Source organism: Bradyrhizobium sp. AZCC 1610, assembly GCF_036924515.1.
Lineage (GTDB): Bacteria > Pseudomonadota > Alphaproteobacteria > Rhizobiales > Xanthobacteraceae > Bradyrhizobium.
Genome location: NZ_JAZHRR010000001.1, coordinates 6,962,749 through 6,985,176 on the forward strand (window position 1 = coordinate 6,962,749; position 22,428 = coordinate 6,985,176).

At 62.6% G+C, this 22,428-nt stretch carries 20 protein-coding genes and 1 tRNA gene; 12 read left to right on the top strand and 9 right to left on the bottom strand.

Annotation, left to right across the window (positions count from 1 at the left end; genetic code table 11):
• The first annotated feature begins 105 nt into the window (after nt 1-105).
• Entirely contained in the window at nt 106-1,482 is a 1,377-nt protein-coding gene (locus V1279_RS34085) for a cytochrome P450 (protein WP_334445051.1), read from the top strand.
• A 107-nt stretch (nt 1,483-1,589) separates the two neighbouring features.
• Here the strand turns inward: V1279_RS34085 and V1279_RS34090 are convergent, their stop codons facing one another.
• Together V1279_RS34090 and V1279_RS34095 are read right to left on the bottom strand one after the other, a co-directional pair.
• A complete protein-coding gene (locus tag V1279_RS34090; RefSeq protein ID WP_334445053.1) occupies nt 1,590-2,090 on the bottom strand; it encodes a cupin domain-containing protein in 501 nt (166 codons plus the stop codon).
• Nucleotides 2,091-2,103: 13 nt separating this feature from the next.
• Nucleotides 2,104-2,946: an SDR family NAD(P)-dependent oxidoreductase gene (locus V1279_RS34095; RefSeq protein WP_334445055.1), complete on the bottom strand. Its 843-nt coding sequence runs from the start codon at nt 2,944-2,946 to the stop codon at nt 2,104-2,106.
• A gap of 189 nt (nt 2,947-3,135) precedes the next feature.
• Here V1279_RS34095 and V1279_RS34100 point away from each other — a divergent pair, with 189 nt between their 5' ends.
• The 3 genes from V1279_RS34100 to V1279_RS34110 all read left to right on the top strand — a co-directional run bounded on the left by V1279_RS34100 (nt 3,136) and on the right by V1279_RS34110 (nt 9,382).
• Entirely contained in the window at nt 3,136-4,098 is a 963-nt protein-coding gene (locus V1279_RS34100) for a sensor histidine kinase (RefSeq protein WP_334445057.1), read from the top strand.
• 219 nt (nt 4,099-4,317) lie between these two features.
• Nucleotides 4,318-6,093, top strand: coding sequence for a putative bifunctional diguanylate cyclase/phosphodiesterase (locus V1279_RS34105; protein WP_334445059.1), 1,776 nt, complete (start codon nt 4,318-4,320; stop codon nt 6,091-6,093).
• Between the two features lie 181 nt (nt 6,094-6,274).
• Entirely contained in the window at nt 6,275-9,382 is a 3,108-nt protein-coding gene (locus V1279_RS34110; RefSeq protein WP_442894854.1) for a bifunctional diguanylate cyclase/phosphodiesterase, read from the top strand.
• On the opposite strand, the gene V1279_RS34115 is transcribed toward V1279_RS34110, so the two are convergent.
• On the bottom strand, nt 9,298-11,232 hold the full coding sequence (locus V1279_RS34115; protein ID WP_334445061.1) for a patatin-like phospholipase family protein: 1,935 nt from the start codon (nt 11,230-11,232) through the stop codon (nt 9,298-9,300). The genes V1279_RS34110 and V1279_RS34115 overlap by 85 nt on opposite strands.
• A gap of 150 nt (nt 11,233-11,382) precedes the next feature.
• Complete coding sequence (locus tag V1279_RS34120; RefSeq protein WP_334445063.1) at nt 11,383-12,300, bottom strand: LLM class flavin-dependent oxidoreductase; 918 nt, start codon at nt 12,298-12,300, stop codon at nt 11,383-11,385.
• 284 nt (nt 12,301-12,584) lie between these two features.
• On the opposite strand from V1279_RS34120, the gene V1279_RS34125 reads away from it, so the two are divergent.
• Complete coding sequence (locus V1279_RS34125; RefSeq protein ID WP_334445065.1) at nt 12,585-12,992, top strand: YccF domain-containing protein; 408 nt, start codon at nt 12,585-12,587, stop codon at nt 12,990-12,992.
• Between the two features lie 13 nt (nt 12,993-13,005).
• Here the strand turns inward: V1279_RS34125 and V1279_RS34130 are convergent, their stop codons facing one another.
• The 4 genes from V1279_RS34130 to V1279_RS34145 form a co-directional block, all read right to left on the bottom strand.
• Entirely contained in the window at nt 13,006-13,482 is a 477-nt protein-coding gene (locus V1279_RS34130; protein ID WP_334445067.1) for a universal stress protein, read from the bottom strand.
• Nucleotides 13,483-13,649: 167 nt separating this feature from the next.
• Entirely contained in the window at nt 13,650-14,960 is a 1,311-nt protein-coding gene (locus tag V1279_RS34135; RefSeq protein ID WP_334446699.1) for a TRAP transporter large permease, read from the bottom strand.
• 26 nt (nt 14,961-14,986) lie between these two features.
• Complete coding sequence (locus tag V1279_RS34140; protein WP_334445069.1) at nt 14,987-15,535, bottom strand: TRAP transporter small permease; 549 nt, start codon at nt 15,533-15,535, stop codon at nt 14,987-14,989.
• A gap of 73 nt (nt 15,536-15,608) precedes the next feature.
• Nucleotides 15,609-16,616: a TRAP transporter substrate-binding protein gene (locus V1279_RS34145; RefSeq protein WP_334445071.1), complete on the bottom strand. Its 1,008-nt coding sequence runs from the start codon at nt 16,614-16,616 to the stop codon at nt 15,609-15,611.
• Nucleotides 16,617-16,767: 151 nt separating this feature from the next.
• On the opposite strand from V1279_RS34145, the gene V1279_RS34150 reads away from it, so the two are divergent.
• Both V1279_RS34150 and V1279_RS34155 read left to right on the top strand, forming a co-directional pair.
• On the top strand, nt 16,768-17,523 hold the full coding sequence (locus V1279_RS34150; RefSeq protein WP_334445073.1) for a GntR family transcriptional regulator: 756 nt from the start codon (nt 16,768-16,770) through the stop codon (nt 17,521-17,523).
• Nucleotides 17,524-17,591: 68 nt separating this feature from the next.
• Nucleotides 17,592-17,668 (top strand) — tRNA-Arg (locus tag V1279_RS34155).
• A gap of 290 nt (nt 17,669-17,958) precedes the next feature.
• Here V1279_RS34155 and V1279_RS34160 read toward each other — a convergent pair.
• Nucleotides 17,959-18,405: a MerR family transcriptional regulator gene (locus V1279_RS34160; RefSeq protein WP_334446701.1), complete on the bottom strand. Its 447-nt coding sequence runs from the start codon at nt 18,403-18,405 to the stop codon at nt 17,959-17,961.
• A gap of 113 nt (nt 18,406-18,518) precedes the next feature.
• On the opposite strand from V1279_RS34160, the gene V1279_RS34165 reads away from it, so the two are divergent.
• Genes V1279_RS34165 through V1279_RS34185 form a run of 5 tightly spaced genes read left to right on the top strand, consistent with a single transcriptional unit; the run spans nt 18,519 to nt 22,372 of the window.
• Nucleotides 18,519-19,346, top strand: coding sequence for an alkylmercury lyase family protein (locus V1279_RS34165; protein ID WP_334445075.1), 828 nt, complete (start codon nt 18,519-18,521; stop codon nt 19,344-19,346).
• Nucleotides 19,347-19,366: 20 nt separating this feature from the next.
• The gene (gene merA / locus V1279_RS34170) at nt 19,367-20,800 is read left to right on the top strand and encodes a mercury(II) reductase (RefSeq protein ID WP_334445077.1); all 1,434 of its coding nucleotides are present in this window, start codon (nt 19,367-19,369) and stop codon (nt 20,798-20,800) included.
• Between the two features lie 58 nt (nt 20,801-20,858).
• Nucleotides 20,859-21,500 carry a nuclear transport factor 2 family protein gene (locus V1279_RS34175; protein ID WP_334445079.1) on the top strand — a complete coding sequence of 214 codons (642 nt, stop codon included), beginning with the start codon at nt 20,859-20,861 and terminating at the stop codon, nt 21,498-21,500.
• A 35-nt stretch (nt 21,501-21,535) separates the two neighbouring features.
• On the top strand, nt 21,536-22,174 hold the full coding sequence (locus tag V1279_RS34180; protein WP_334445081.1) for an NADPH-dependent F420 reductase: 639 nt from the start codon (nt 21,536-21,538) through the stop codon (nt 22,172-22,174).
• 21 nt (nt 22,175-22,195) lie between these two features.
• Nucleotides 22,196-22,372 carry a helix-turn-helix domain-containing protein gene (locus V1279_RS34185; RefSeq protein WP_334445083.1) on the top strand — a complete coding sequence of 59 codons (177 nt, stop codon included), beginning with the start codon at nt 22,196-22,198 and terminating at the stop codon, nt 22,370-22,372.
• The last annotated feature ends 56 nt before the right edge of the window (nt 22,373-22,428 follow it).

The following is a 22,428-nucleotide window of genomic DNA, read 5'->3' on the forward strand; positions in this document are numbered from 1 at the left end:
TGGCCCGCCCGCGCCAATATTTAAGGCCGCGACAAAGCCGCCGATACAATGGATAATATTTGGGATAATATTTGCGATTTGCGAGGCTCAACCGGAGCAATTGCCATGTCGATGCACAGTGTGGCTTCCCCCGTCACTATCCCGGTGCCGCCGAACCCCAAGGCGTTAAGGCACATTCCCGGCAACGAGGGTTGGCCGTTCATCGGCAACACGCTGGCGGTGCTGGCCGACCCCAAAGGACAGATTGAGAAGTCGGCCGCCAAATACGGTCTGATCTACCGCACCCATCTGTTCGGCGAGACCAGCGTGACGATGCTCGGGCCCGAGGCCAACGAGCTCGTGCTGTTCGACCAGGCGCGCATGTTCTCCTCCACCCATGGCTGGGGACGGATCCTCGGCCTGTTGTTTCCGCGCGGGCTGATGCTGCTGGATTTTGAAGAGCACCGCCTGCACCGCCGCGCGCTGTCGGTCGCGTTCAAGTCGGGGCCGATGAAGTCCTACCTCGTCGATCTCGACCGCGGCATTGCCACGCGGGTCAAGCAGTGGAAGGCGCGGCCGGGCGAGATGCTGATGTATCCGGCGATGAAGCAGCTCACGCTTGATCTGGCGGCGACGTCGTTCCTCGGCGCCGACATCGGGCCTGAGGTCGACGAGATCACCCGCGCCTTCATCGACATGGTGGCCGCAGCCGTGGCGCCGATCCGGCGGCCACTGCCGTTCACGCAGATGGGCCGCGGCGTTGCAGGCCGCAAGCGGATCGTTGCCTACTTCGGCGAGCAGATTCCGATTCGCCGCGCGCGGGGCGGCGGCGATGACCTGTTCTCGCAACTGTGCCAGGCGACGCACGAGGACGGCGCGCTGCTGTCGACCCAGGATATCATCGACCACATGAGTTTTCTGATGATGGCGGCGCATGACACGCTGACATCGTCGCTGACCTCCTTTGTCGGCGAGCTTGCCGCCCACCCCGCATGGCAGCAGCAGTTGCGCGAGGAAGTCAAAGGCCTCGGCATCGAGGCCAACGATCCCTCCAGCATCGATAATCTCGAAAAGATGCCGCTGTCGGAAATGGCGTTCAAGGAAGCGCTGCGGCTGAAGCCGCCGGTGCCGTCGATGCCGCGCCGCGCGGTGCGCGACTTTTCGTTTAGGGGGTACGACGTTCCTGCCGGCACGCTGATCGGCGTCAACCCGCTGTTCACGCACCACATGCCGGAGATCTGGCACGAACCGGACAAGTTCGATCCGATGCGTTTCTCCGACGAAGCGCAGCGCACCCGCCATCGCTTCGCCTGGGTGCCGTATGGCGGCGGCGCGCATATGTGCCTCGGCCTGCACTTCGCCTACATGCAGGCGAAATGTTTCGCGCGGCATTTCCTGCAGAATCTGGAGGTGTCGCTGGAGCCCGGCTACAAGGCGGATTGGCAGATGTGGCCGATCCCGAAACCGCGGGATGGCTTGCGCGTGGTGGTGAAGGCGGTCTAGCCGTCATTGCCGGGCTTGACCCGGCAATCCATCACGCTTCGCTTGATTCTTTCGATGGATGCGCGGGTCAAGCCCGCGCATGACGAGTTGAGAACGTGGCCGCGCTGCTAATCCACGAACGTCGTGAGTTGCGCGCCCTCGTCGGCCACGAACACCGCGATCAATTCCGCGGGCTCGGTCATGCTGGCATTGGCCGAGACCAGATGCACGGTGCCGGGCGGCTCGAAGAACGACTGACCGACCCCAAACGTCTCGACCGGACCGCCCGCCAATTGCGAGCGGATTTCGCCCTTGGTGACATAGGCGGTGACCGAACCGCCATGCCGGTGCGCAGGCGTGAACCCGCCGGGGCCATAGAACACGCGCACGATCGTCACGCGCTTGCCCGGCACGTTCGGCAATGCATGCGATGAGATCGGCTCGACGACATCCTGTGTCGAGCCCGACGAGACACTGTTTGCGCACAGCGGCTCGATAACCGCCGAGATCGCGTCCATGGTCGATGGCAGCGTCTTGCCGATGACGAAGGCGCAGGCGAGGCCGGCGATGATGGCGAGGTAGAACGGACGGCCGTCCGATGTCGGTGACAGGCGGAATGTTGCAGACATTTGTGTCTCTCCCTCACCCGGCACCCTGATCGAATGCCTTGCGCAGGGTCACATAGCCCTGCTGTTGCTGGCTCCAATTGCGGCCGCCGATCATGGCGCCGTCGACCACCAGATCGTGGCCGTTGACGAAGGAGGATTCGTCGCTCGCCAAAAACACCGCGGCGTGCGCAATATCCTCCGGCAAACCGGCGCGCGGGATCGGCTGAGCCGATTTGTAGACCTCGCGCATGACGGCGGGGGTCTTTTCGGCGGCCTCCACCGACAGGCCCAGCGCCTTGCCGAAGATGCCGGTCGCAATTGCGCCGGGCGAAATCGAATTGACGCGAATGTTGGATTCGCCGAGCTCCATCGCGACGCATCTGGTCAAATGGATAACGGCGGCCTTTGCCGCACTATAGACCATCGACGACGAATAGCCGGCCAGCGTCCCGGCGATGCTGCCATTGTTGATGATGCTGCCGGAACGCTGCTTGCGCATATAGGGGGCCGCATATTTCATGCCGAGCATCACGCTGCGCACCAGCGTCGCCATCGCGGCGTCGAAACGCTCGACCTCGAGGCCTTCGATGCCGCCGGTTTGCGCCGGACCGCCGGCATTGTTGAACAGGCAGTCGATGCGGCCGAATTTCTCCACCGAAAGGCCGATCAGTGCCTTCATCTGCTCTTCCGCGGTGACATCGGTCTGGCGAAAGATGCAGTTGGGCCCAAGCTTTTTGGCCAGCGCCTCGCCCTCCGGCGCGCGGCGCCCGGCGATCACGATTTTTGCGCCTTCGGCGACGAATAGTTCCGCAGTGTGCAGTCCGATGCCGCTCGTCGCACCGGTGATCACCGCCACCTTGCCGTCCAGCCGTCCCATGTCGTTATCCCCTGTCGATATTGTTGACATCAATATCCCCGCCCCTCGTGGACATGGCAAGCGAGCTTGTTCCACCGCGATCACCCGGCACTGAGCCGGCCTTGCTGCCGTCGACGGCTCCGAAATACCCGAATTTCGCTATGATCGGCCTTATTTTGGATTCGCTGATCACGTGAAGTGACAATACCGATGAAGAAATTGATCGACGAATTCAGACGCGGATGGCAGGGAATCTCCCAGCCTTCCTTGCTTTTCAGCACGGCCTTCGCGACCGGCTGCCTCGTCTTGTCGACGATCGCCCGGTGGGGAGTCTCCCTGATCCGCCCCGACGTATTCTTCACGCCCTACTTCCCGGCCGTGTTCCTGGCCACCGCCATCGGCGGCGCCAGGATCGGGATCGCGACGGCCATCGCTGGAGGCCTGCTCGGCGTCACCGTCAATTTTGATAGCTCTATTGCGGATTCCGCGCGGTTTGCGCTGCTCCTGATGTTCTGGGCGGTTTGCGGGTTCGCCATCTGGGGCGTCGAGCATTACCGAACGATCGTCGCGCAACAGCAGGAAGATTCGAAACGCTTGATCAGGGAAGAGGAATACCGCAAGCTCCTGGTCGAGGAATTGCAGCACCGGCTCAAAAACAAGACGTCGACGATCCACGCCGTGCTGCACCAGGTGCTGCAGAACCAGCCGCAGATCTGGGGCAGCATCGATCGCCGCCTCCGCGCGCTGTCGGCGACCGACGATTTGATCGCGCGGCTGGACGGCAGCGGCTGCGACATCAAGGACATGCTGCATTCCGAACTCGGGCCGTACGGTCACGTCCGGTTCAATTTGAACGGCGATCCGCTGTTCCTGCCGGCCCAACTGGCAGTCAGCCTGGCGCTGATCTTTCACGAACTGGCCACCAATGCGGGCAAGTACGGCGCGTTTTCTTCGGCGCGTGGGCTGTTGCAGGTGTCGTGGTCGGTGTCGGAGAATCGCCTCAACGTCACCTGGGATGAAACGGAAGGTCCCGTGGTCGAAAACGTCGGCCCTGCGGGCTTCGGCACCAAGCTGTTGCAATCGGCGCTTCGCGCGTTCGACGGCAAGACGGAGATCCGCTTCCTGAAGACCGGCGTGCATTGCACGATGCAATGCCGGATTCCCGCGAATTAGACCGGTTTCCAGCGAAGTCCCGACGCAAAATCTCCGTCGCGATCCTGAAAACGCGCGAACTGACATTCGCTTCGCAAGCAGCCCTCTCCGTCGGCGTTGACATTCTGTTAATGACGATCAAGTCCAACTCCGCTGGAAATCACTGACTTCTACGGTTGTTACGGTTTTTCGCAGTTCCGCTTAACCAATGCTACAAGGGACTTTGCCAATCTCCGTGGCATGCATAGTCCCAACAAGCACGACTTTCGGACGGCGGCGACGCAAGCCGGTGATGAAAGCATATTTGAATCCGAATTGAACATCCTGCGGGATATCTTCAGGTTGCTTCCGGCCGGCGTGACGGTTCAGGACGAGCACGGCGAGTTCGTGCTGATGAACGATGCCGCGACCGCCATCCTGGAGGCGGCCGCCGCGGCGCCGTCGGCCTCGCAATTGAGCGATCGCCGCGAAACCTGCCTCGAATTGCTGCGTACCGGCCGCCCGGCCGTGCTGGAAGAAGCCATTGCCGGCGGTCCGGCCAAAAAGGTTTTTCTCACCTCGCACCGGCCCGTCCAGGTCGCCGGGCGCAATCTGCTGATCTCGAGCTCGACCGACATCAGCGAACAGAAGGCGTTCGAGGATCACCTGTTCCGCTCCGCCTATTACGACGAGCTGACCGGCTTGCCGACGCGGCGCGTGATCGAACATCGCGTCAACAGTCTGCTGAAGTACGACAACGGACAGGGCCGTTTCGCGCTGGCGTTTCTCGACATCGACAATTTCAAGCACATCAACGACTATTACGGACACCCGGTCGGCGACGCGCTGCTGGTGGAGATGGCCAAGCGGCTGGGGCTGGACCTGCGCGAATCCGATATCCTGTCGCGGATCAGCGGCGACGAGTTCGTGCTGGTGCTCAACCCAATTCAGAATGACACCGAGGTCGAAGAGTACATCCACTTCATCCTGCAGCGGCTGAAGGCGCCATTCTTCATCGACCAATCCGAGATATTCGCCTCGACCTCGATCGGCGTCAGCCTCTATCCCGAACACGGGCGCAGCTACGAGGTGCTGCGCCAGAACGCCGACATCGCGATGTACCGCGTCAAGAACGGCAGCAAGGGCGCCGCGGCGTTCTTCGATGCCAGCATGGAGCGCGAGGCGCTGGCGCGCATGAAGATCGAGCAATCGCTGCGGCTGGCTATCCTGGAGAAGCGTTTTTGCTGCGCCTTCCAGCCCAAGGTCGATATCCGGACCCAGGAGGTCACGGGCGTCGAGGCGCTGGTGCGCCTGCGCGACGACGAGGGGGTGATTCAGGCCCCCAGCACCTTCATCAACCTTGCCACCGAACTGGGCCTGATCGACGAATTGACGCATCTGGTGCTGGCGGAGATCGTCAAGTCGGTCGACCTGATCAACGAGACCTTCGGCCCCGACGTCACGATCAGCATGAACGTCGCGGCCAAACAGGCCGGCAATCCCGAATTCATGCGACCGTTCGCTGAGGCGCTCGAGGCCACGGGATTTCCAAAGCGCTTCATGATAGAGGTGACGGAAGACGCCTTCGTCACCAAGGCGCATTTCCAGGACGAGATCCTGCCGATCTTCCGCAAGCTCGGCGTCAAGATCTCGATCGACGATTTCGGCATCGGTTATTCGTCGCTGTCGGCGCTGGCCGACATTACCGCCGACGAGATCAAGATCGACCGCTCCTTCATCACCGACATCCATAAGCGCCCCCGCAGCCAGGGCATCTTGCGGGCGATCGAGTCCTTGAGCGAAGCGCTCGGCATGACCGTGATCGCCGAAGGGCTCGAAAGCTTCGAGGAACTGGCCTATCTGCAGGCCGCGACCAAGATCCGCTACGCCCAGGGCTACTACTTCTCGAGGCCGATCTTCCTGGAAGACCTCAAGCTGGCGACCCCGCGCGCCAGCGAGGCGCGCGCTGGCCTCGTTAGCCGCCCCGCGCCGGAAACCCGCGCCGCCTACTCCCGCAGCGGCGGCTATCGCCGCTGAGGGGTAGGCTGCTTGCCGCGGACGCGCGCTTCATTTCCGCCGGCAGGACGGCAGAAGCCGTAGAATACCGCTTCTTCCCGCGATCGCACCCGAAGGACACGCGATTAAGCCTTAGGTAACCGGATTTCCTAACAGCTTATGACATCCGCCCATCGTATGCATGTTCCCGGGAGAAGGGAGAATGCGCGGTCTGTTTCACCACCTGCATGGCATGAAGGCCCGATCCGCAGCCACCGGGCGGCACCTTGCCGCGACCATCCGGGGCCCGGTGTTGTGGCTGACCCTTTGCGGCGGCTTGCTGGTCGCGGCGATTTTCGTCGGCACCATCATGATGACCGGTGAATTCCGCGAGCGCGCACTTCGCAACAGCGAACGCGAGCTGGAGAATACCGTCGTCCTGCTTACCCGTCACTTCGACCAGCAGTTCGAAGACTCCGACACGCTCGCCGGCGACGTGATTTCCCGGCTGCAAATTTCCAGCATCGCCTCGGAGAAGGAATTCCGCAAACGTGTTGCGAGCTCCGAATCGCACGAGATCCTGAGATCCAAGGCCGGCGTCCTGTCCTACCTCGGCGACATCTCCATCTTCGATTCCAATGGAGACATGATCAACTGGTCGCGGCCGCTGCCGGCGCCGAGGCTCAACATTTCCGAGCGGGCCTACTTCAAGAGCTTCAAATTCGATTCACGATCGCCATCCATTCTGGCCGAGTCGGTTCGCAGCTATCTCACCGGCAATCTGAATTCCGTCATCGCCCATCGACTGCGCGGCGAGGACGGCATCTTCCTCGGCGTGATGACGCGGCGCATCAACCCCGCCACTTACGAAAAATTCTTCGCTTCCGTCGCACTCGGAACAGGCGCCGCCATCTCGATGTTTCATGCCGACGGCACCCTGCTGGCGCGCTATCCGCGGGTCGACGAACTGATCGGCCAGAATTTCGCGAAGGCGCCGCTGCTGCAGCGCGTCCGGGAGCGAGGCACCCGGCAGACGCTGCGCGTACAAAGCCCGATCGACCAGACGGACAGGCTGGGATCTGCAGCCCCGCTCGGCCACTACTCGGGCGTGGTGGTCGCAACCAACACGGTTACCGCCGCGCTTGCCGACTGGCGCGAGCAAACCCGGTTTCTCGTCATCGCGGCAACGCTGGCGGCTGCGGTGATCGCCCTGATCCTGTTCCTGATCATAAGGCAGATCACCCGGCAGAACCGCGAGGCGCAGCAACGGCTGGAGGCGGAAAGGGGCCGGCTCGATACGGCCCTAAACAACATGATCCAGGGCCTGGTGACGTTCGATGCCTCGGCGCGACTCGTTACCTTCAACCGGCGCTACATCGACATGTATCATTTGTCGACCGACGTGGTGAAGCCGCGCTGTCATTTCCGCGACCTGATGCAGCACCGCAAGGACTGCGGATCGTTCGCCGGCGACGTCGACGGCTTCTGCTCTACCGTCATGCAAAACATCGCGCGCGGCCAGGTCGACCACAGCATCATGCAATGCCCTGACGGACGCTCTTTCATGGAGGTGAGCAAGCCCTTGGCGGACGGCGGCTGGGTCGCCACCATGGAAGACATCACCGAGCGGAGCAATCTCGAGCAGGAGCGCGACCGCAACTACGCCTTCCTGAGCCAGATCATCGATCACATCCCGTCGCAGATCACCGTGAAGGACGTGCACGACCGGCGCTACCTGCTGGTCAACCGCGTGGCGGAAGCCCAGTTCGGCATCTCTCGCGACCTCATCATCGGCAAGACGACCTCCGACATCTTTCCAAAAGCCGCCGCCGACCTCATCGCGGCCGATGAGGAGAAAACGCTGCAATCCCCCGACGGCCTGTTCAAGGACGAGCATGTCTGGGAAACCCAGGGGATGGGCCCGCGCTACGTCACCTCCAAGCGACTTGGCATCCGCAATGCGGCGGGTCAGGCGCGTTACATCATCAACGTCGTCGACGACGTTACCGAGCGCCGGCTTGCCAACGAGAAGATCGCGCATCTGGCGCATTACGACGCGCTGACCGATCTTCCGAACCGGGTGCTGTTCCGCGAGCAGATCGAGCGCGAGCTTCGCAAGGCCGTTGGCGACCAACAATTCGCACTGCTCTATATCGACATCGACGAATTCAAGGGCATCAACGACTCGCTTGGACACCATGTCGGCGACGAACTTTTGAAGGCGGTCGCGACCAGCCTCAAGGACTGCATCAAGCCGGGCGATCTCATTGCCCGCCTCGGCGGCGACGAATTTGCGGTGATTCAGACCTCGGTCTGCGGCCGCGCCGACGTCGAGGAATTCGTGATCCGCATTTACGAGGCGATACGCCAGCCCTATCAATGCCTCGGCCATCATCTTTCCACCGACGCCAGCATCGGCATCGCGCTCGCACCGGAGGACGGCACCGAACTCGACCAGTTGATCAAGCACGCCGACCTTGCGATGTACGCCGCCAAGGCCGAGGGACGCCGCATCCATCGCTTCTTCGAGCCTGCCATGGATGCCCGCGCCAAGGCGCGGCTCACCATGGAGCAGGATCTGCGGCAGGCGCTGGTCGATGGCGCCTTCGAAATCCACTATCAGCCGTTGCTCGATCTCGCGAGCGGCGAGGTGACGGGCTGCGAGGCGCTCTTGCGCTGGCGTCATCCCGAACGCGGCATGGTCTCACCGGCGGAATTCATTCCGGTCGCCGAGGACACCGGCCTGATCAATGAACTCGGCGACTGGGTCATGGAGACCGCCTGCACCGAGGCGGCCGGCTGGCCGTCGCGGGTCAGGCTCGCCGTCAACGTTTCTCCGATCCAGTTGAAGTCGCCTACGCTGGCGCTGCGGATCACGGGCGCGCTTGCCGCCTCCGGCCTGCCGCCCGATCGGCTCGAGATCGAAATCACCGAGGCGGTGCTGATCCATGACGACGAAAGCGCGCTGGCGATCCTGCATCAACTCCGCGCCATCGGCGTGCGCATCGCGCTCGACGATTTCGGCACCGGCTTCTCCTCGTTGAGCTATCTGAAGCGGTTCCCGTTCGACAAGATCAAAATCGACCGCTGCTTCGTCAGCGACATCGAGGTCGACAGCTCGGCTGCGATCGTGCAGGCGGTGGTGAATATCGCAGCAGCCCGCCACATGACAACGACCGCAGAGGGCGTCGAGACCGAGCAGCAGCGCGAGATACTGCGCCAGCTCGGCTGCACCCAGATGCAGGGCTATCTGTTCAGCGCGCCGAAGCCGGCGGCCGAGGCGAGGCGATTGCTGGGCGCGCGATTGGAGACTGCGACCGCCGTCGCCTGACGCCGTTCCAGCGCGCCGGTGTCGAGCATGGCGGCGATGGCTGAGCTGCCTCCCGCCTCCAGCGCCGCGATGGCCTCTTTGGCCCAGAGGTAGGAAGCTTCAAATATCTCGGTGTGGCGATCGAAATCCGTCACGTCGATCCCGACCGGAGGCGGCGGTCGCATCACCGTATCGAACGGCCCGACCGGCAACGTATCGTAGCGCTGATGCGCCACGAGGCTTCGCCACAGCACGTTCACCGCGCTCGGTGCGGCGGGCAGCAGCTTCTTGCGGAACGGCGTCAGCATGGCGGCGATCAGTTCAAGCCGTCCGGGGAGCGCCGCGTAGTCGACGTCGAACATCTCCGCCGCCGGCTCGCCGAAATGCACCACCAGATTGGGACCGCTCTTGAGCTGGTGCATCGACGCCAGCGGGACATTGTCGATGAGACATCCATCGACCAGCATCGCCCCCTCCGGCGTGTAGAACGGCGGCAACAGCCCGGGGATCGCGCTCGATGCGCGCACCGCCTGCCAGAGCGGCCCCGTCCGGATCAGTTCGAGATTGTGGGTCGAAAGATTGGTTGCGACGGCGGCGAAAGGCCGCCAGCAATCCTCGATCCGGCAGTCGGGGCCGTACTGATGGGCGAGCGCGCGATCGAACGCCTTGTGATCCAGCAGCGCGTAGCGCGGCCAGGTCGGCCGCCGAAAGCTTCGGCTCCTGACGAAAATCTCGTGCGTGCCGCGCTCGAGATGCTCGGCTTCGAGATTTTTGGCAAAGCCGGCCACCATCGCGGAGCCGACGCTGGTGCCGACAAAAATATCGAACATCACGCCGCGTTCGCGAAACGCCTTGTAGATTCCGACATGCGCGGTTCCAAAACTGCCGCCGCCGGCGGCAACGAAGCCGATCGCCCGGCCGCACAGAAAACGGATCAGGCTGTCGATATCGACCTGGTCTTCGAGGGCGACATGGTGATGCATGAAGGCGGGCAGCCGGGCCAACCAGGCCGCGGTGCCAGAGACCTCGCCGCTTCGCTTGTCGTGAATGCGAACGAGGCGTCTGGCCGAGACGGAATGAACCTCGCAGGCGAAGGCCTCGATGTCAGTTAATGCGGCGACAGGCGCCTCCCCGCGACACGCGAACACCACCATGTCGGCCTGGCGGATCGCCTTGCGCGCCCAAGGCGAGGCGTCGCGGCCAGCGAGATAAACCACCAGCGGCGCCGTGTGTTCGAGCTTGTTGAGCCATTCGGTGACTTCGTGCGCATCGAGCGCGCGGCCGGGAAACATTGTGTCGAGACGGCCGGCGTCGATGATCTCGGCATGGGTCGCGGCCAGCCCGTCCCGCATCCGGCGATCGAAATCGCCCGGCAGCGGCTCCAATCCACCGTCGATCAGCGCCACCGTTCGCGCCTTCGGCGAGGTTGGGAACGGTGCGATGCGCGCGGTCTCCCTGGCGAACCGCCGCGCCAGCGCCGCGAGCAGCGCCTCGACGATGGCGGGGGCTTCCTCGACGAGCTTCTGGTAGGCAGGACGCGTCAATGCCAGCACGCTGGTGTCGCGGATGGCGATCACGTCCGCCGTGCGCGGGACATCGGCGAAGAAGCCGATCTCGCCCACCAGTTCGCCGGTCCGAAGCTCGGCGATCGGTTCGAGATAGCCGGTCTTGCGCACCGCGAGCGCACCATGCAGCACCAGGAAAAGCGAATCCGAGGGCCCGCCTTGCGCGACCAGCATCTGCCCGCGCACCAGATCCTGGCGGACCATGGCGTTGAGCGTTTTCAGCCGCTGTTCGGAACTGAGCGTTCGAAACAGCGCGAAGTCCTCCAGAGCGGAGCTCCACACAAGTACCGAACTCGATCCACTCATTTGGCGGTACCCGGTTGAAATTCGCGCCTCAACTTTAGCGCCGGGCCCACACCACCGCGAGCGATATAAAAGCCTTGCTTGAGCGCACTGCAGCAATGCGCCCGGCGTCAACGGACGCACTGCAACATGGACGCCGCGTCCGTCCCCGCGTTACGCCGCCCACCGGCCGCGATTGTTCTCGGCGAGAACGGGCCGGATCAGCCGGCCGAAGCGCTCGGCCTCATCGTCATGCAGATAGCCGGACAGGCAGAACGAATGACAACCGGCATCGATGAATTGCTGCAGCGTGTCGGCGCACTGGACGGGATTGCCGACGACGGCGATGCCGGCACCGGGGCGAACCTTGGTGATGCCGGTCCACAGATGCGGCAGCAACAGGTCGCCATGCTCGCGGGCGAGCTGCTGCACGCGCAGGTTCGCTTCCGACTTGTTGTAGAGCGTTTGGATTTCCTGCTTCTGCCGCTCGGTGGCGTGGCGCGCCAGTTGATCGGCAGCCTCCCCGGCGTCCGCCTCGTTCTCGCGGCAGACCACCTGCAGCCTCATGCCGAAGCCGATGTCGTTTTCGCGGCCATGCGCGCGCGCCATCTCCCTGATCTCGGCAATGTTCGAGGCGATCTTTTCCGGCAGGTCGCCCCAGAACAGATGCACGTCGGAATGCTTGGCGGATAATTCCCAGGCCTGGCGCGAGCCGCCGCCGAGATAGAATTTTGGAAACGGCTGCTGGTGCGGACGCGGCCGGATATGCGCAGCCGAAAGTTTGTAAAATTTTCCTTCGAAGTTTAGCGGTCCGCGCGTGGTCCACAGCGCCTTCAGGATCGAGACCTCTTCCTCCATCAGCGCGTAGCGCTGTTCCTTGGGGTAGCGCACGCCCTCGCCTTCGACCTCGCTCTCGTTCTGGCCGGCGATCAAATTGATGCAGATGCGCCCGCCCGACATCTGGTCGAAGGTCGAGATCATTTTCGCCAGCAGCACCGGGTTGATGTAGCCCGGCCTTGCCGCAATCAGCGGCTTGATGGACGACGAACGCGCCGCCATGAACGCGCCGGTGATCCAGGCTTCCCAGCACACCGAGCCGACCGGGATCAGGAGATATTCGAAGCCGGCCGCTTCAGCCGCACAGTTCGGGAGAGCCCGGAATCTGCGCGTCCATCAGGCCATAGGCCGTGGTGTCGCCATGCGTGGGCAGATACCAGCCGAATTCGAGCTGACGCATGAACGCTTCTCCCTGTCGACACTTGTTGCCGGGTCGTTCAGCCCTGAGTTTAGCGCCTGCGAATCCCGGGGCAATCGGGTTCCCCCTGCAGAGCGATTTTCGATTTCAATCGCGCCCACGCCAAGATAGAGTTTTAGCCATGTCACCGGTCTCGCTGCTTCTCAACATCATCTGGATCGTTCTCGGCGGCGCCTGGATGGCGTTCGGCTGGCTGGTCGCCGCCGTCGTCATGGCGATCACGATCATCGGCATTCCCTGGGCGCGAGCTGCGTTCAATATAGCGGCCTACACCTTGTTCCCGTTCGGCTTCACGGCGATCTCCCGCGATGCCTATACCGGGCAGGAGGATATCGGCACCGGACCGTTCGGCGTGATCGGCAACATCATCTGGCTGGTGCTGGCGGGATGGTGGCTGGCGCTCGGGCATGTCATAACGGCGGTGGTGCTGGCCGTGACCATCATCGGCATTCCCTTTGCCTGGGCACACCTGAAGCTTGCCGGAATCGCGCTATGGCCGATCGGCAAGATCATCGTTCCCACGACTTAAGTTCGGCCTCGGTCTATCCCGAGGCTGCCGTTTCTTCAGGCTTCAGCCGCTCGAACTCGGCATCGCTGACCTCGGTCTGGGCCACCAGCACGCTACAGCGCAGGCGCTTGACCAGATAGCTGCCGATCGAGCCGAACCACCGCGCCAGCGCCCCCTGCGGGCGGTGGCCTACGACGACGAGATGCGCGCCGATTTCTTCGGCAACCTCGGCAATTTTCTGCCCGGCATCGCCGACCTCGAGCCGTGCGGTCGGCGAAAATCCCAGCGCCTTCAACCGCTCGGTGCCTTCGTTCAGGATGGCCTTGTAATCCTCGGTCTGCAGCTCGATCGGGATCGTAAGCCCGGCCTCCGGCGTCATGATCGAGGAAACCTCGACGACGGCGAGCAAAAAGACCTCGGAACGGCAGAGTTGTGCGAGCTTTGCGCCCTCCCGCAACGCGCGCCGCCCCTCGACCGAACCGTCATAGGCGAGAAGAACCTTCTTATACATCGGACGTCCCCATCCATGGTCTAGAAGATCAACGCAACAAGACTAGCACCAATTAACGGGAACGGATCAGAATTTTGACGAGAAGCGCGGCCCGTTTCCCTGGCTCATGGTTTCGCTCCGGCAGGCCTGCCGGCGGGGACGACCATTATTGCGGCACATCGATCCTCTCAGGGACAGATATAGCCGGCGCCGCTGGGGTTTTTGAAGCAGCCGACCGATTCCGGAAGCAGGTGCTTGGGCAGCCACAGCACGACTTCGGGAAAGAAGATGCAGAACGCGATCGCGGCGAAGAACACGATGTAGATGGGCAACGATGCCAGCATCGCTCTGCCAAAGCGCACCCCGACGAATTTCGATGCCATCAGCAGCGCCAGCCCGTAAGGCGGTGTGATCAGCCCGAATGCCAGCGTGACGATGATGACGACGCCCATGTGCACCGGATTGATATCGGCGTTCTTGGTCAGATCGTCGATGATCGGCATGAAAATGATGATCGCGGGAATCGCATCGATGAAGTCGCCGACCACCACGAACAGGGCGACCAGCAACAGCATGATCAGAAAGGGATCGCCGCCGGCTGCCGACGAAATCCAGCCTGATACCACTGCCGGCCCGCGCAGATAGGCCAGCATCCAGCCGAACACCGATGCGGCGCCGATGGTGATGAGCGGAATGGAATAGAGCAATCCGGTCATCGCCATATCGTGCGGCAAGTGCCGGTAATGCCGGCGATTGAGCAACGGGATTGCCACGAACACGATGTAGGCCACGGCGATGATGCCGGCTTCGGTCGGCGTGAACTGGCCGGTCAGGATGCCGCCCATGATGATGAACGGGATCATCAGCGGCACGGCCGCCTCCTTCGTCGCGGTTGCGAACGCGCCAAACGTGGCGCGCTCGCGCTTGATGCCGACCGGCCCGAAGAAGAAACTGTAGATCATCAACCCGATGCCCACGAACACGCCAGGCACCACGCCGCCGAGAAACAACCCGCCGATCGACACGTTACCGGTCGCGCCATACACCACGGCCATGATGCTGGGCGGGATGAGATTAGCCATTGTCGAGGCCGAAGCGATCAGCGCCGCCGTGAAGGCGAGGTCGTAACCTTCCCGCTTCATTTCCGGCGCCAGCGTTCGCGACAGGATGGCGACGTCGGCGGCGGACGAGCCGGAAATGCCCGCGAAGAACATGCTGAAGATCGTCACCACCTGCGCCAGACCGCCGCGCAAATGCCCGACCATCGTTTGCGACAACTTGATCATGCGGACGGTGACGTTCGCCGAGGTCATGAGATCGCCGACCAGCAGGAAGAACGGCACCGCGAGCAGGGCTTCGGTATCCATCCCGTTGAACAGCTGCGCCATCATCGAGGCGAGGCTGACCGGCGTGAACGCCGTCACCATCAGCACGGACGCGATCAGGGCAAAGGCCACCGGCACGCCCATATAGCCGAAGAACAGAAACAGAAATCCCATCAGGAAGATGAGCCCGCCATTGGTCGTCACAGCGCCTTCCTCTTCTCATCCACGTCAGACGGGCCGCCGAAGCCGTTCTTCCAGCCGTTGACCATCTGCTCAATGATGAAAATTGAGATCAGCACACCACACAGCGGAATGGCTGCGTAGAGGCTCGCCAGCGGCGTCATCGACGGCATGCGCAGGCTTTTGAAGCCGTCCAGAAAGTTCAAGTATCCGAAATAGATCATGCAGAAGGCGACGCCGAGCACCACCAGCCGGTTGAACATCTCGAAGAATAGCCGCGCATTGCCGGCCAGCGATTCCGCCAGCACGGCGAGGTAGAGATGATCGTTGCGCCGCGTCGCCGCGCCGACGCCGAAGAAGATGCCATAGATGAAGAATGTCATCGTCGCCTCCTGGAGCCAGAGCCAGGGGTGGCCGATGGTGCGGGTGACAACGTCGCACATCACCAGGATGGAGAAGCCGGTGATGGCGACGCCGCAGAGAATCATCAGAACCTGTTCGAGCCAGTCGAGCGCGCGCCATTTCAGGTGGCGCTGCTCCTCCAGGACGAGGCTATTGAATCCAGGCATGGTCGATTCTCGAATCCGCGATGAGGAACGGCGCAGCGGGAAGCCACCGCTCCCCGCCGCGCACGCCCGCCAGCTACTGAACGTTGCGTACCATGCCGAGGACCTTGACGGCGTTCGGTCCGAGGTCGGACGCCAGCTTGTCCTGGATCGGCTTGCTGATGGCCATGAAGCCGCTCTTGTCGACGGTCTTGACGACCTTGACGCCGATCTTCTCGAGCTTCGCCTGCGCTTCGCGTTCAAGCTTGAAGGCTGCCGTCGGCTCGTTGCGGCTGACTTCGTCGGCGGCCGCCTGCACCCATTTCTTCTGCTCGTCGCTGAGACTGCTCCATACCTTGTCGCTGACGAACAGAGCGGCATTGTTTGCTTCGTGCTCGGTGAGCGAGAGCACCGGGGCGGGTTCGTAGTGCTTGTTGACGAGATAGTTGTTGATGCCGTTCTCGGCCATATCGACAACGCCGGTCTGCAGCGAGGTGTAGACCTCCCCGAACGGCATGTGCACGACCTGGGCGCCGTAAGCCGGGAAAAGGGTATCTTCGGTCACGGTGGCCTGCACCCGCACCTTGACGCCCTTGAGGTCGGCGACTTTCTCGATCGGCTTCTTGCCGTACATGTGCCGCAGGCCTTGCGAGCCCAACCCCAGCATGTGCGCGCCCTTCATCTTGGCCGCATATAATTCCTTCATCGCCGCGATGACGGCGGGATCGCCAAGCACCTTGATGGCGTGCGCTTCATCGCGGAAGATATAGTGAAGCGAGAACACGCCCGATTCCGGCTGCGCGGTCGAGGCGTTGGCGGTCGACAGCATCACGAAATCGATGTCGCCGGTTTGGACCTTTTGCAGGGTCTGCGCTTCGGTGCCGAGCTGGGCGCCGGGGTATTGATTGATCGAGAGCGTGCCCTTGCTCAGTTCGGTCAGCTTCTTGTTGAAGATTTCGGCGCCAATGCCATAGCCGCTGTTCTTGGGCTGGTCGTAGGCGAACGAGAATTCGCGCTTTTGCGCTGACGCCGCTGACGACACCATGGCAATGGCGACGCCCAGCAGAATTCCGCGCGCGAACGGCAGATACCGTGAAACGGACATCGAACTCCTCCCCTGCTTCGCCGCTTTTGCGGACTGATTGTCGCCATCACCCCTAGGGCCCCGGCGTCCATCTCATTATGACCGAAGCCGATGTGTTAACAAGATAGTATTTTAGATTGTATACTATCTGGACCGATGGCAAATTGGCTCCATGGTGACCGCCAAAACCTCGAAAAAGCTGCCTGCTCGCCGCGACGCTGCGACAACTGCCGGGATTCCCTCCCCGGCCGAGGCGCAGCACGAGCGCGAACCGAACGCGCATGTGATTGCCCGGAAGCTGGAGGAGGATGTCGTGCTCGGACGACGCCATCCGCGCGAGCGCCTGGTCGAGCAGGATCTGTGCTCGGCCTTTGGCACCCATCGCGGCGATATCCGGCTCGCGCTGTTCGAATTGGAAAAGCGCGGCATCGTCGAGCGCATCCCGAACCGCGGCGCGATCGTGCGCGATCTCAAGCCGCGGGAGGTCAGCGAAATCTATAATGTGCGCGAGGAACTCGAGGTGATGGCGGTGCGGATTCTGCCGTTTCCGGTCGCGAGCGCCGACATTGTCAGGCTGGAAGCCGTGCAGCGCAAACACGGCAAGGCCGTCGATTCCGGCGACCTTCTGGCCGTGTTCCACAGCAATGTGCAATTCCATCGCGCCCTGTTCGGGCTATGCGGCAATGGCTGCCTGATCGAGACCATCGAGAATCTGGCGCAAAAGGTCTCCGGCATCCGCTCCTATGCCTACGCCAACCCGGGCGCGCTGAACGACGCCCGCCAGGACCATATGGCGATGATCGAGGCTCTGCGGCATTCGCGCCGCGAGGAGTTGATCATGCTGACCCGGCGTCACCTCAAACCGGCGGAGCAGGCTTACATTCGCGCCTACCGGCAACGCTTCGGCGACGGCGGCGCAGGCGCCTGACACGCCCCAAAACGATCCCTGCAGGACCGTTGCCCCTGCCCGGCCAATCGGCTAAATGAAGGCCCGAAGCACCCGTAGCTCAGCTGGATAGAGCGTTGCCCTCCGAAGGCAAAGGTCACACGTTCGAATCGTGTCGGGTGCGCCACTTTACGCCACAGCACGCAGGACCCGCTTAAGGGTCCGTTTTCTGCGCTGCCATTCGATGATCAGGCCGCTTCTGGAACATCGTGCAGGACGAGCAAGTCCGCCCGCGGGCACGGCGCGACCGCGTAGCCGCGACGTTGCTCGCCGCTGAACTCCACGAGCAGGCCTCGCTAGAGTATGCGGCTTCAAGCAGGATATCTTGCCCTCGCGCAGCTGTGGCGCCCAACCAAAAATATCGAAGACGGCCCCATGCAAGGTAGCAGGCAGTCGCCACTACCGCACCTCCCGCACTCAAGCGCGGGTGCTCGCCAAGGCACGACGATCGTCGCGAAACAATGTCTCGATCAACGCGCATTCGCGCAACTTGCTGCTGCCACATTGCGCAATCACGTCTTTCAGTAGGCGTTCCATGCGCTTCAAGTCGGCGATCTTCGCACGTACATCGTCGAGGTGAGCCGTCGCAACAGCGCGAGCCTCCGTGCACGGTTGATCGAGCTCGTCGACGAGCCGCAGCAGCGCGCGAATCTCGTCGAGGCGGAAGCCGAGCTCACGCGCTCTGAGCACGAACCCGAGACGTCGCTCGTATATCGTGTCGTACACCCGATAGCCGGTAGTCGTGCGTGAAGGCTGCGGCAGCAATCCGATCTTCTCGTAATAGCGGACAGTCTCGATGTTGCATCGGGCCCGTTTGGCAAGTTCGCCCCTCTGCAGGCCCCTCACGCCAGCGTGATCGCGCATCATGAAAACCTCTTGAGCCTGTAGCAGCTACAGACCCCAGAGTTAGGCGGCAGATCGGATTTCGCAATGGATCGCGAGTTCAAATACGGCGCAACAGACAGGAGCACTGAACAATGACCGCTAGCAGCGCATCGCGTCCATCATCAGCAAAGGCGACAGCCCAGCCGAGTTTCATCATGCGTCCCGGCGTGTCCTGTCCGGATTGGTCGGTTGTCACATCTCCGGTGGTCAAGGATGCGCTACTGGCAATGTTCGAGTCCGAACACATTTTGAATCGTTGGTCGGGTTATTCGCCCGCCGAAGACCGCGTACGTGCTGCGCTGCTCGGGCTTTACGCGGAGCAGGGTCGAGCTCCGACCATCGACGCACTTGCGGCGCGCGCCCGGTTGGATACGGCCGAGGCCCGGAGTCAGCTTGCGGAACTCCGGCTGCGCGATCTTGTCGTCCTCTCCCGCGATGGCGAGCGGATCATCGGCGCCTATCCTTTCAGCGACCGCGACACCGGTCAGCGGGTCAAGCTGGACGGTCGAACGGTCAACGCCATGTGCGCCGTCGACGCGCTGGGCGTCGGCGCTATGTTGGGGCGCGACGTTCAGATCGACTCGCGCTGTCACCGCAGCGGCAGCGCGATCAGGATCACAACTCGCGACTGCGGCCGAGCAATTGCGGTTGCTCATCCTGAAACGACGGTTGTCTGGCTGAGCCTGCGTTATGAAGGCGGATCCGCGGCGTACTCTCTTTGCACGGTGACCGTATTCTTCGCCACGGACGACCATCTCGAAGCGTGGCACAAGGATCAACCTGCTGACATGCGCGGCGTTCGGCTTTCGCTCGGCGAAGCGCTCGAGGTCGGCCGGGCAATTTTCGGACCAAGTTTAGCGGGTATCGATGCATGCACCGGCTCCGCCCAACGCCTCGACGCTCTTTCGGTCGGCGGCTGACACGCCCAGGAGATGGTTCAATGGCGAACAACAACACGATCACGAACGGCAAGAATGGCGGCCGCTACGATGTGGCTGTCATCGGAGCCGGTTCGGCGGGCTTCTCGGCTGCGATCACTGCGTGCGAGCAGAACGCGCAGGTCGCCCTCATCGGCAGCGGGGTCATCGGCGGCACCTGCACCAACATCGGGTGTCTGCCTTCCAAGACGTTGATTCGTGCGGCGGAGACATTGCACAGCGCCTGCGTTGCAGCCCGCTTCGCCGGGATCGAAGCAGGGGCCAAGATCAAGGATTGGCGCGCGACGGTTCGGCAAAAGAACGAGCTGGTCACGGAGCAACGGCAGGCCAGATACACAGACATTCTGCAATTCTATGGAGACGTTGCGTATATCGAAGGGGCGGCCCGTCTCGTCAATGGCGGAATCGAGGTCAGGGGCGAGCAGGTCCACGCCGAAAAGATCATCATCACCACCGGCGCGCGACCAGCCGTGCCGGAGATTCACGGCATCGAAACGGTTCCCTATCTCACGAGCACGTCGGCGTTGGATCTTGAGGAGCTGCCGAAGTCGCTGCTCGTGATCGGCGGCGGCTACATCGGCGCGGAGCTTGCCCAGCTGTTTGCCCGCGCCGGCGTTGCGGTCACGCTCGTTTGCCGTTCACGCCTGCTGCCCAAGGCCGACGATGAAATCAGCGAAGCGCTGACGGAGTACCTTGCAGACGAAGGGATCAAAATTGTTGCAGGGGTTGCATACCGCGCTATTCGAAGGGACGGCGCGGGCGTGAAGCTCGCCGTGGCACGCGATGGCCGGGAGCAAGTTTTTGAGTCTGAGAAGGTGCTCATCGCCACTGGCCGGACGCCGAATACCGAGCAACTCGGTCTCACCGAAGCGGGGATCGCCGTCTCGAACAACGGCGCGATCGTCGTGGACGACCGCATGCGTACTACCAGGCCGGACGTCTATGCCGCGGGTGACGTGACCGACCGCGACCAGTTCGTCTACATGGCGGCTTACGGCGCAAAGCTTGCGGCGATAAACGCCTTGAACGGCGACACGCTGCGTTACGACAATGCGGCGATGCCGGCCGTGGTGTTCACCGACCCGCAGGGGGCAAGCGTCGGCCTCACGGAAACGGCTGCGCGCGCCGCCGGGTACGATGTTCGTGTTTCGACGGTCCGGCTCGACCAGGTGCCGCGCGCGTTGGCGGGCCGGGACACCCGCGGTCTGATCAAGCTGATCGCCGATCGCGCGTCGCGACGGCTGCTCGGGGCGCATATCCTGGCTCCGGAAGGCGCGGACAGTATCCAGACCGCGGTGCTGGCGCTCCAGCACAGACTAACGATCGATGATCTCACGGCCGCGATCTTCCCGTATTTGACCACCGTCGAAGGGCTCAAGCTCGCTGCACAGGGGTTCGACAAGGATCTGAGCAGACTATCTTGCTGCGCGGGCTGAACAAATTGATTCAGTTTCCGCTCGTCCACGCGAAAGTGTGACCCAGGGCCACAACCGAATGCAGCAAGGCAAACTCAGCCGTCCAGAGGTGTACCATGATTCGAGCGATTACCTCCGGACGCGGCTGGCCTGGGCATCAATGTGGATCTGGCGCCTCCTTATCGCCGGTAGCACGCTTGCTATCGTGGTTCCCACGCTCGCCGCTGCCAAAACCAAGTCGGGGATTGAACCAATGACACTGACACGCGAACTCTATGACGCCTTCCAAAGCGCCCAGATCGATCGATGGGACGCGATCATTTCACCAAATGTCGTGACCAATAGCCCAGGCGGACGGGGGATCGAGGGGATCGGCCCTCTCAAGACGTGGGCGGCCGCCTTCGCCACCACGCTCGCTTATCAGATCGACCTTGTCGATGAACACCTTGCACTAGACAGCCGCGGCAACGGGCGCGGCTTCATCACCTTCAATCTCCACTGGAAGCATGACCGCGAATTCATGGGGCTCGTGCCCACCTTTCGCGAGGGAACTTCGATCGAGACGCTGTTGCTGACCATCCAGGCGAACAAGATCGTGCGCATCGACGTGGCCGATAATTCGCTCGATCTTGCTATCTGTCTTTGGGATCGCGGCTGGCCGCACCCGCATAACTGGACGCCACCGGCGATCGTTGCTGGTGTGAATCGCAGAAGCGCTTAGTTCAGCGCACGCCAAGCCGAGAAGGAGATTTGGTCATGCGCGTTGCAGTCATCGGCGCTGGCGCGGTGGGGCGCGCGCTCGGGCGCGCCTGGGTCAAGGCAGGCCATGATGTGGTCTATGGCGCGCGCACCGCCGGCGTCAAGGACATGGCGTCCTTTCTCGCCCAGACTGGGGGACGCGAAGCACCGGGCCAGGCCGCCGCGCTTGCTGCGGACGTTGTCGTGCTGGCGTTGCCGTGGGGCAAGGCGGAACCGGCCGTACGCGGCCTGGGCGACCTCAACGGAAAGGTCGTCATCGATTGCATGAACCCGCTCATCATGCGCGATGGGGCGCTCGGGCTTGAGTGCGGATTTGAAACGTCGGGCGCGGAACGCGTGGCAGCCTGGCTTCCGGGCGCGCGCGTCGTGAAGACGCTCAATCAGGCCGGTGCGGAGGTGATGGGGGATACCACCATGCTGTCGGCGCGCCCCGTGATGTTTCTCGCTGGCGATGATGCCGCCGCAAAGGACACTGCACGAGCGTTAGTCGCCGAACTCGGCTTTGAGCCATTGGACGCGGGTCCGCTCAGCATAGCGCGCCTGCTCGAGCCCTTGGCCATGGTGTGGATCAACCAAGCCATTTTACGCGGCGAGGGCCGCGACTGGGCCTTCACGTTGGCCCGTCGGCGGCCGTGACTGTTCATCCGTTTCGTCCGCGTGTCTGTCAAGCTCAAGCATCTACACTACGCTGAGATGGCCGCGCGTCACGACAGCTTCCGAAAGGCTGCTGATGTGCTCGGGCTCACGCAATCCAATCTCAGCGCTGTCCAGGTTGAAAAAAGAATTCGCAGTCCATGGAAAACCGCCCGGCCCGGATCGCCCCTTGGCCGTTGAAATTGCGAACGGCTGTATTTGCCGACGACACCTGCGTCTACGTCGCCAAGGATATG

Excerpts from the sequence above, each read along its gene's own strand:
- V1279_RS34085 (WP_334445051.1), top strand. The coding sequence starts at position 106 with ATGTCGATGCACAGTGTGGCTTCCCCCGTCACTATCCCGGTGCCGCCG.
- V1279_RS34090 (WP_334445053.1), bottom strand. The coding sequence starts at position 2,090 with ATGTCTGCAACATTCCGCCTGTCACCGACATCGGACGGCCGTCCGTTC.
- V1279_RS34095 (WP_334445055.1), bottom strand. The coding sequence starts at position 2,946 with ATGGGACGGCTGGACGGCAAGGTGGCGGTGATCACCGGTGCGACGAGC.
- V1279_RS34100 (WP_334445057.1), top strand. The coding sequence starts at position 3,136 with ATGAAGAAATTGATCGACGAATTCAGACGCGGATGGCAGGGAATCTCC.
- V1279_RS34105 (WP_334445059.1), top strand. The coding sequence starts at position 4,318 with ATGCATAGTCCCAACAAGCACGACTTTCGGACGGCGGCGACGCAAGCC.
- V1279_RS34110 (WP_442894854.1), top strand. The coding sequence starts at position 6,275 with ATGCGCGGTCTGTTTCACCACCTGCATGGCATGAAGGCCCGATCCGCA.
- V1279_RS34115 (WP_334445061.1), bottom strand. The coding sequence starts at position 11,232 with ATGAGTGGATCGAGTTCGGTACTTGTGTGGAGCTCCGCTCTGGAGGAC.
- V1279_RS34125 (WP_334445065.1), top strand. The coding sequence starts at position 12,585 with ATGTCACCGGTCTCGCTGCTTCTCAACATCATCTGGATCGTTCTCGGC.
- V1279_RS34130 (WP_334445067.1), bottom strand. The coding sequence starts at position 13,482 with ATGTATAAGAAGGTTCTTCTCGCCTATGACGGTTCGGTCGAGGGGCGG.
- V1279_RS34135 (WP_334446699.1), bottom strand. The coding sequence starts at position 14,960 with ATGGGATTTCTGTTTCTGTTCTTCGGCTATATGGGCGTGCCGGTGGCC.
- V1279_RS34140 (WP_334445069.1), bottom strand. The coding sequence starts at position 15,535 with ATGCCTGGATTCAATAGCCTCGTCCTGGAGGAGCAGCGCCACCTGAAA.
- V1279_RS34145 (WP_334445071.1), bottom strand. The coding sequence starts at position 16,616 with ATGTCCGTTTCACGGTATCTGCCGTTCGCGCGCGGAATTCTGCTGGGC.
- V1279_RS34150 (WP_334445073.1), top strand. The coding sequence starts at position 16,768 with ATGGTGACCGCCAAAACCTCGAAAAAGCTGCCTGCTCGCCGCGACGCT.
- V1279_RS34160 (WP_334446701.1), bottom strand. The coding sequence starts at position 18,405 with ATGCGCGATCACGCTGGCGTGAGGGGCCTGCAGAGGGGCGAACTTGCC.
- V1279_RS34165 (WP_334445075.1), top strand. The coding sequence starts at position 18,519 with ATGACCGCTAGCAGCGCATCGCGTCCATCATCAGCAAAGGCGACAGCC.
- merA (WP_334445077.1), top strand. The coding sequence starts at position 19,367 with ATGGCGAACAACAACACGATCACGAACGGCAAGAATGGCGGCCGCTAC.
- V1279_RS34175 (WP_334445079.1), top strand. The coding sequence starts at position 20,859 with ATGCAGCAAGGCAAACTCAGCCGTCCAGAGGTGTACCATGATTCGAGC.
- V1279_RS34180 (WP_334445081.1), top strand. The coding sequence starts at position 21,536 with ATGCGCGTTGCAGTCATCGGCGCTGGCGCGGTGGGGCGCGCGCTCGGG.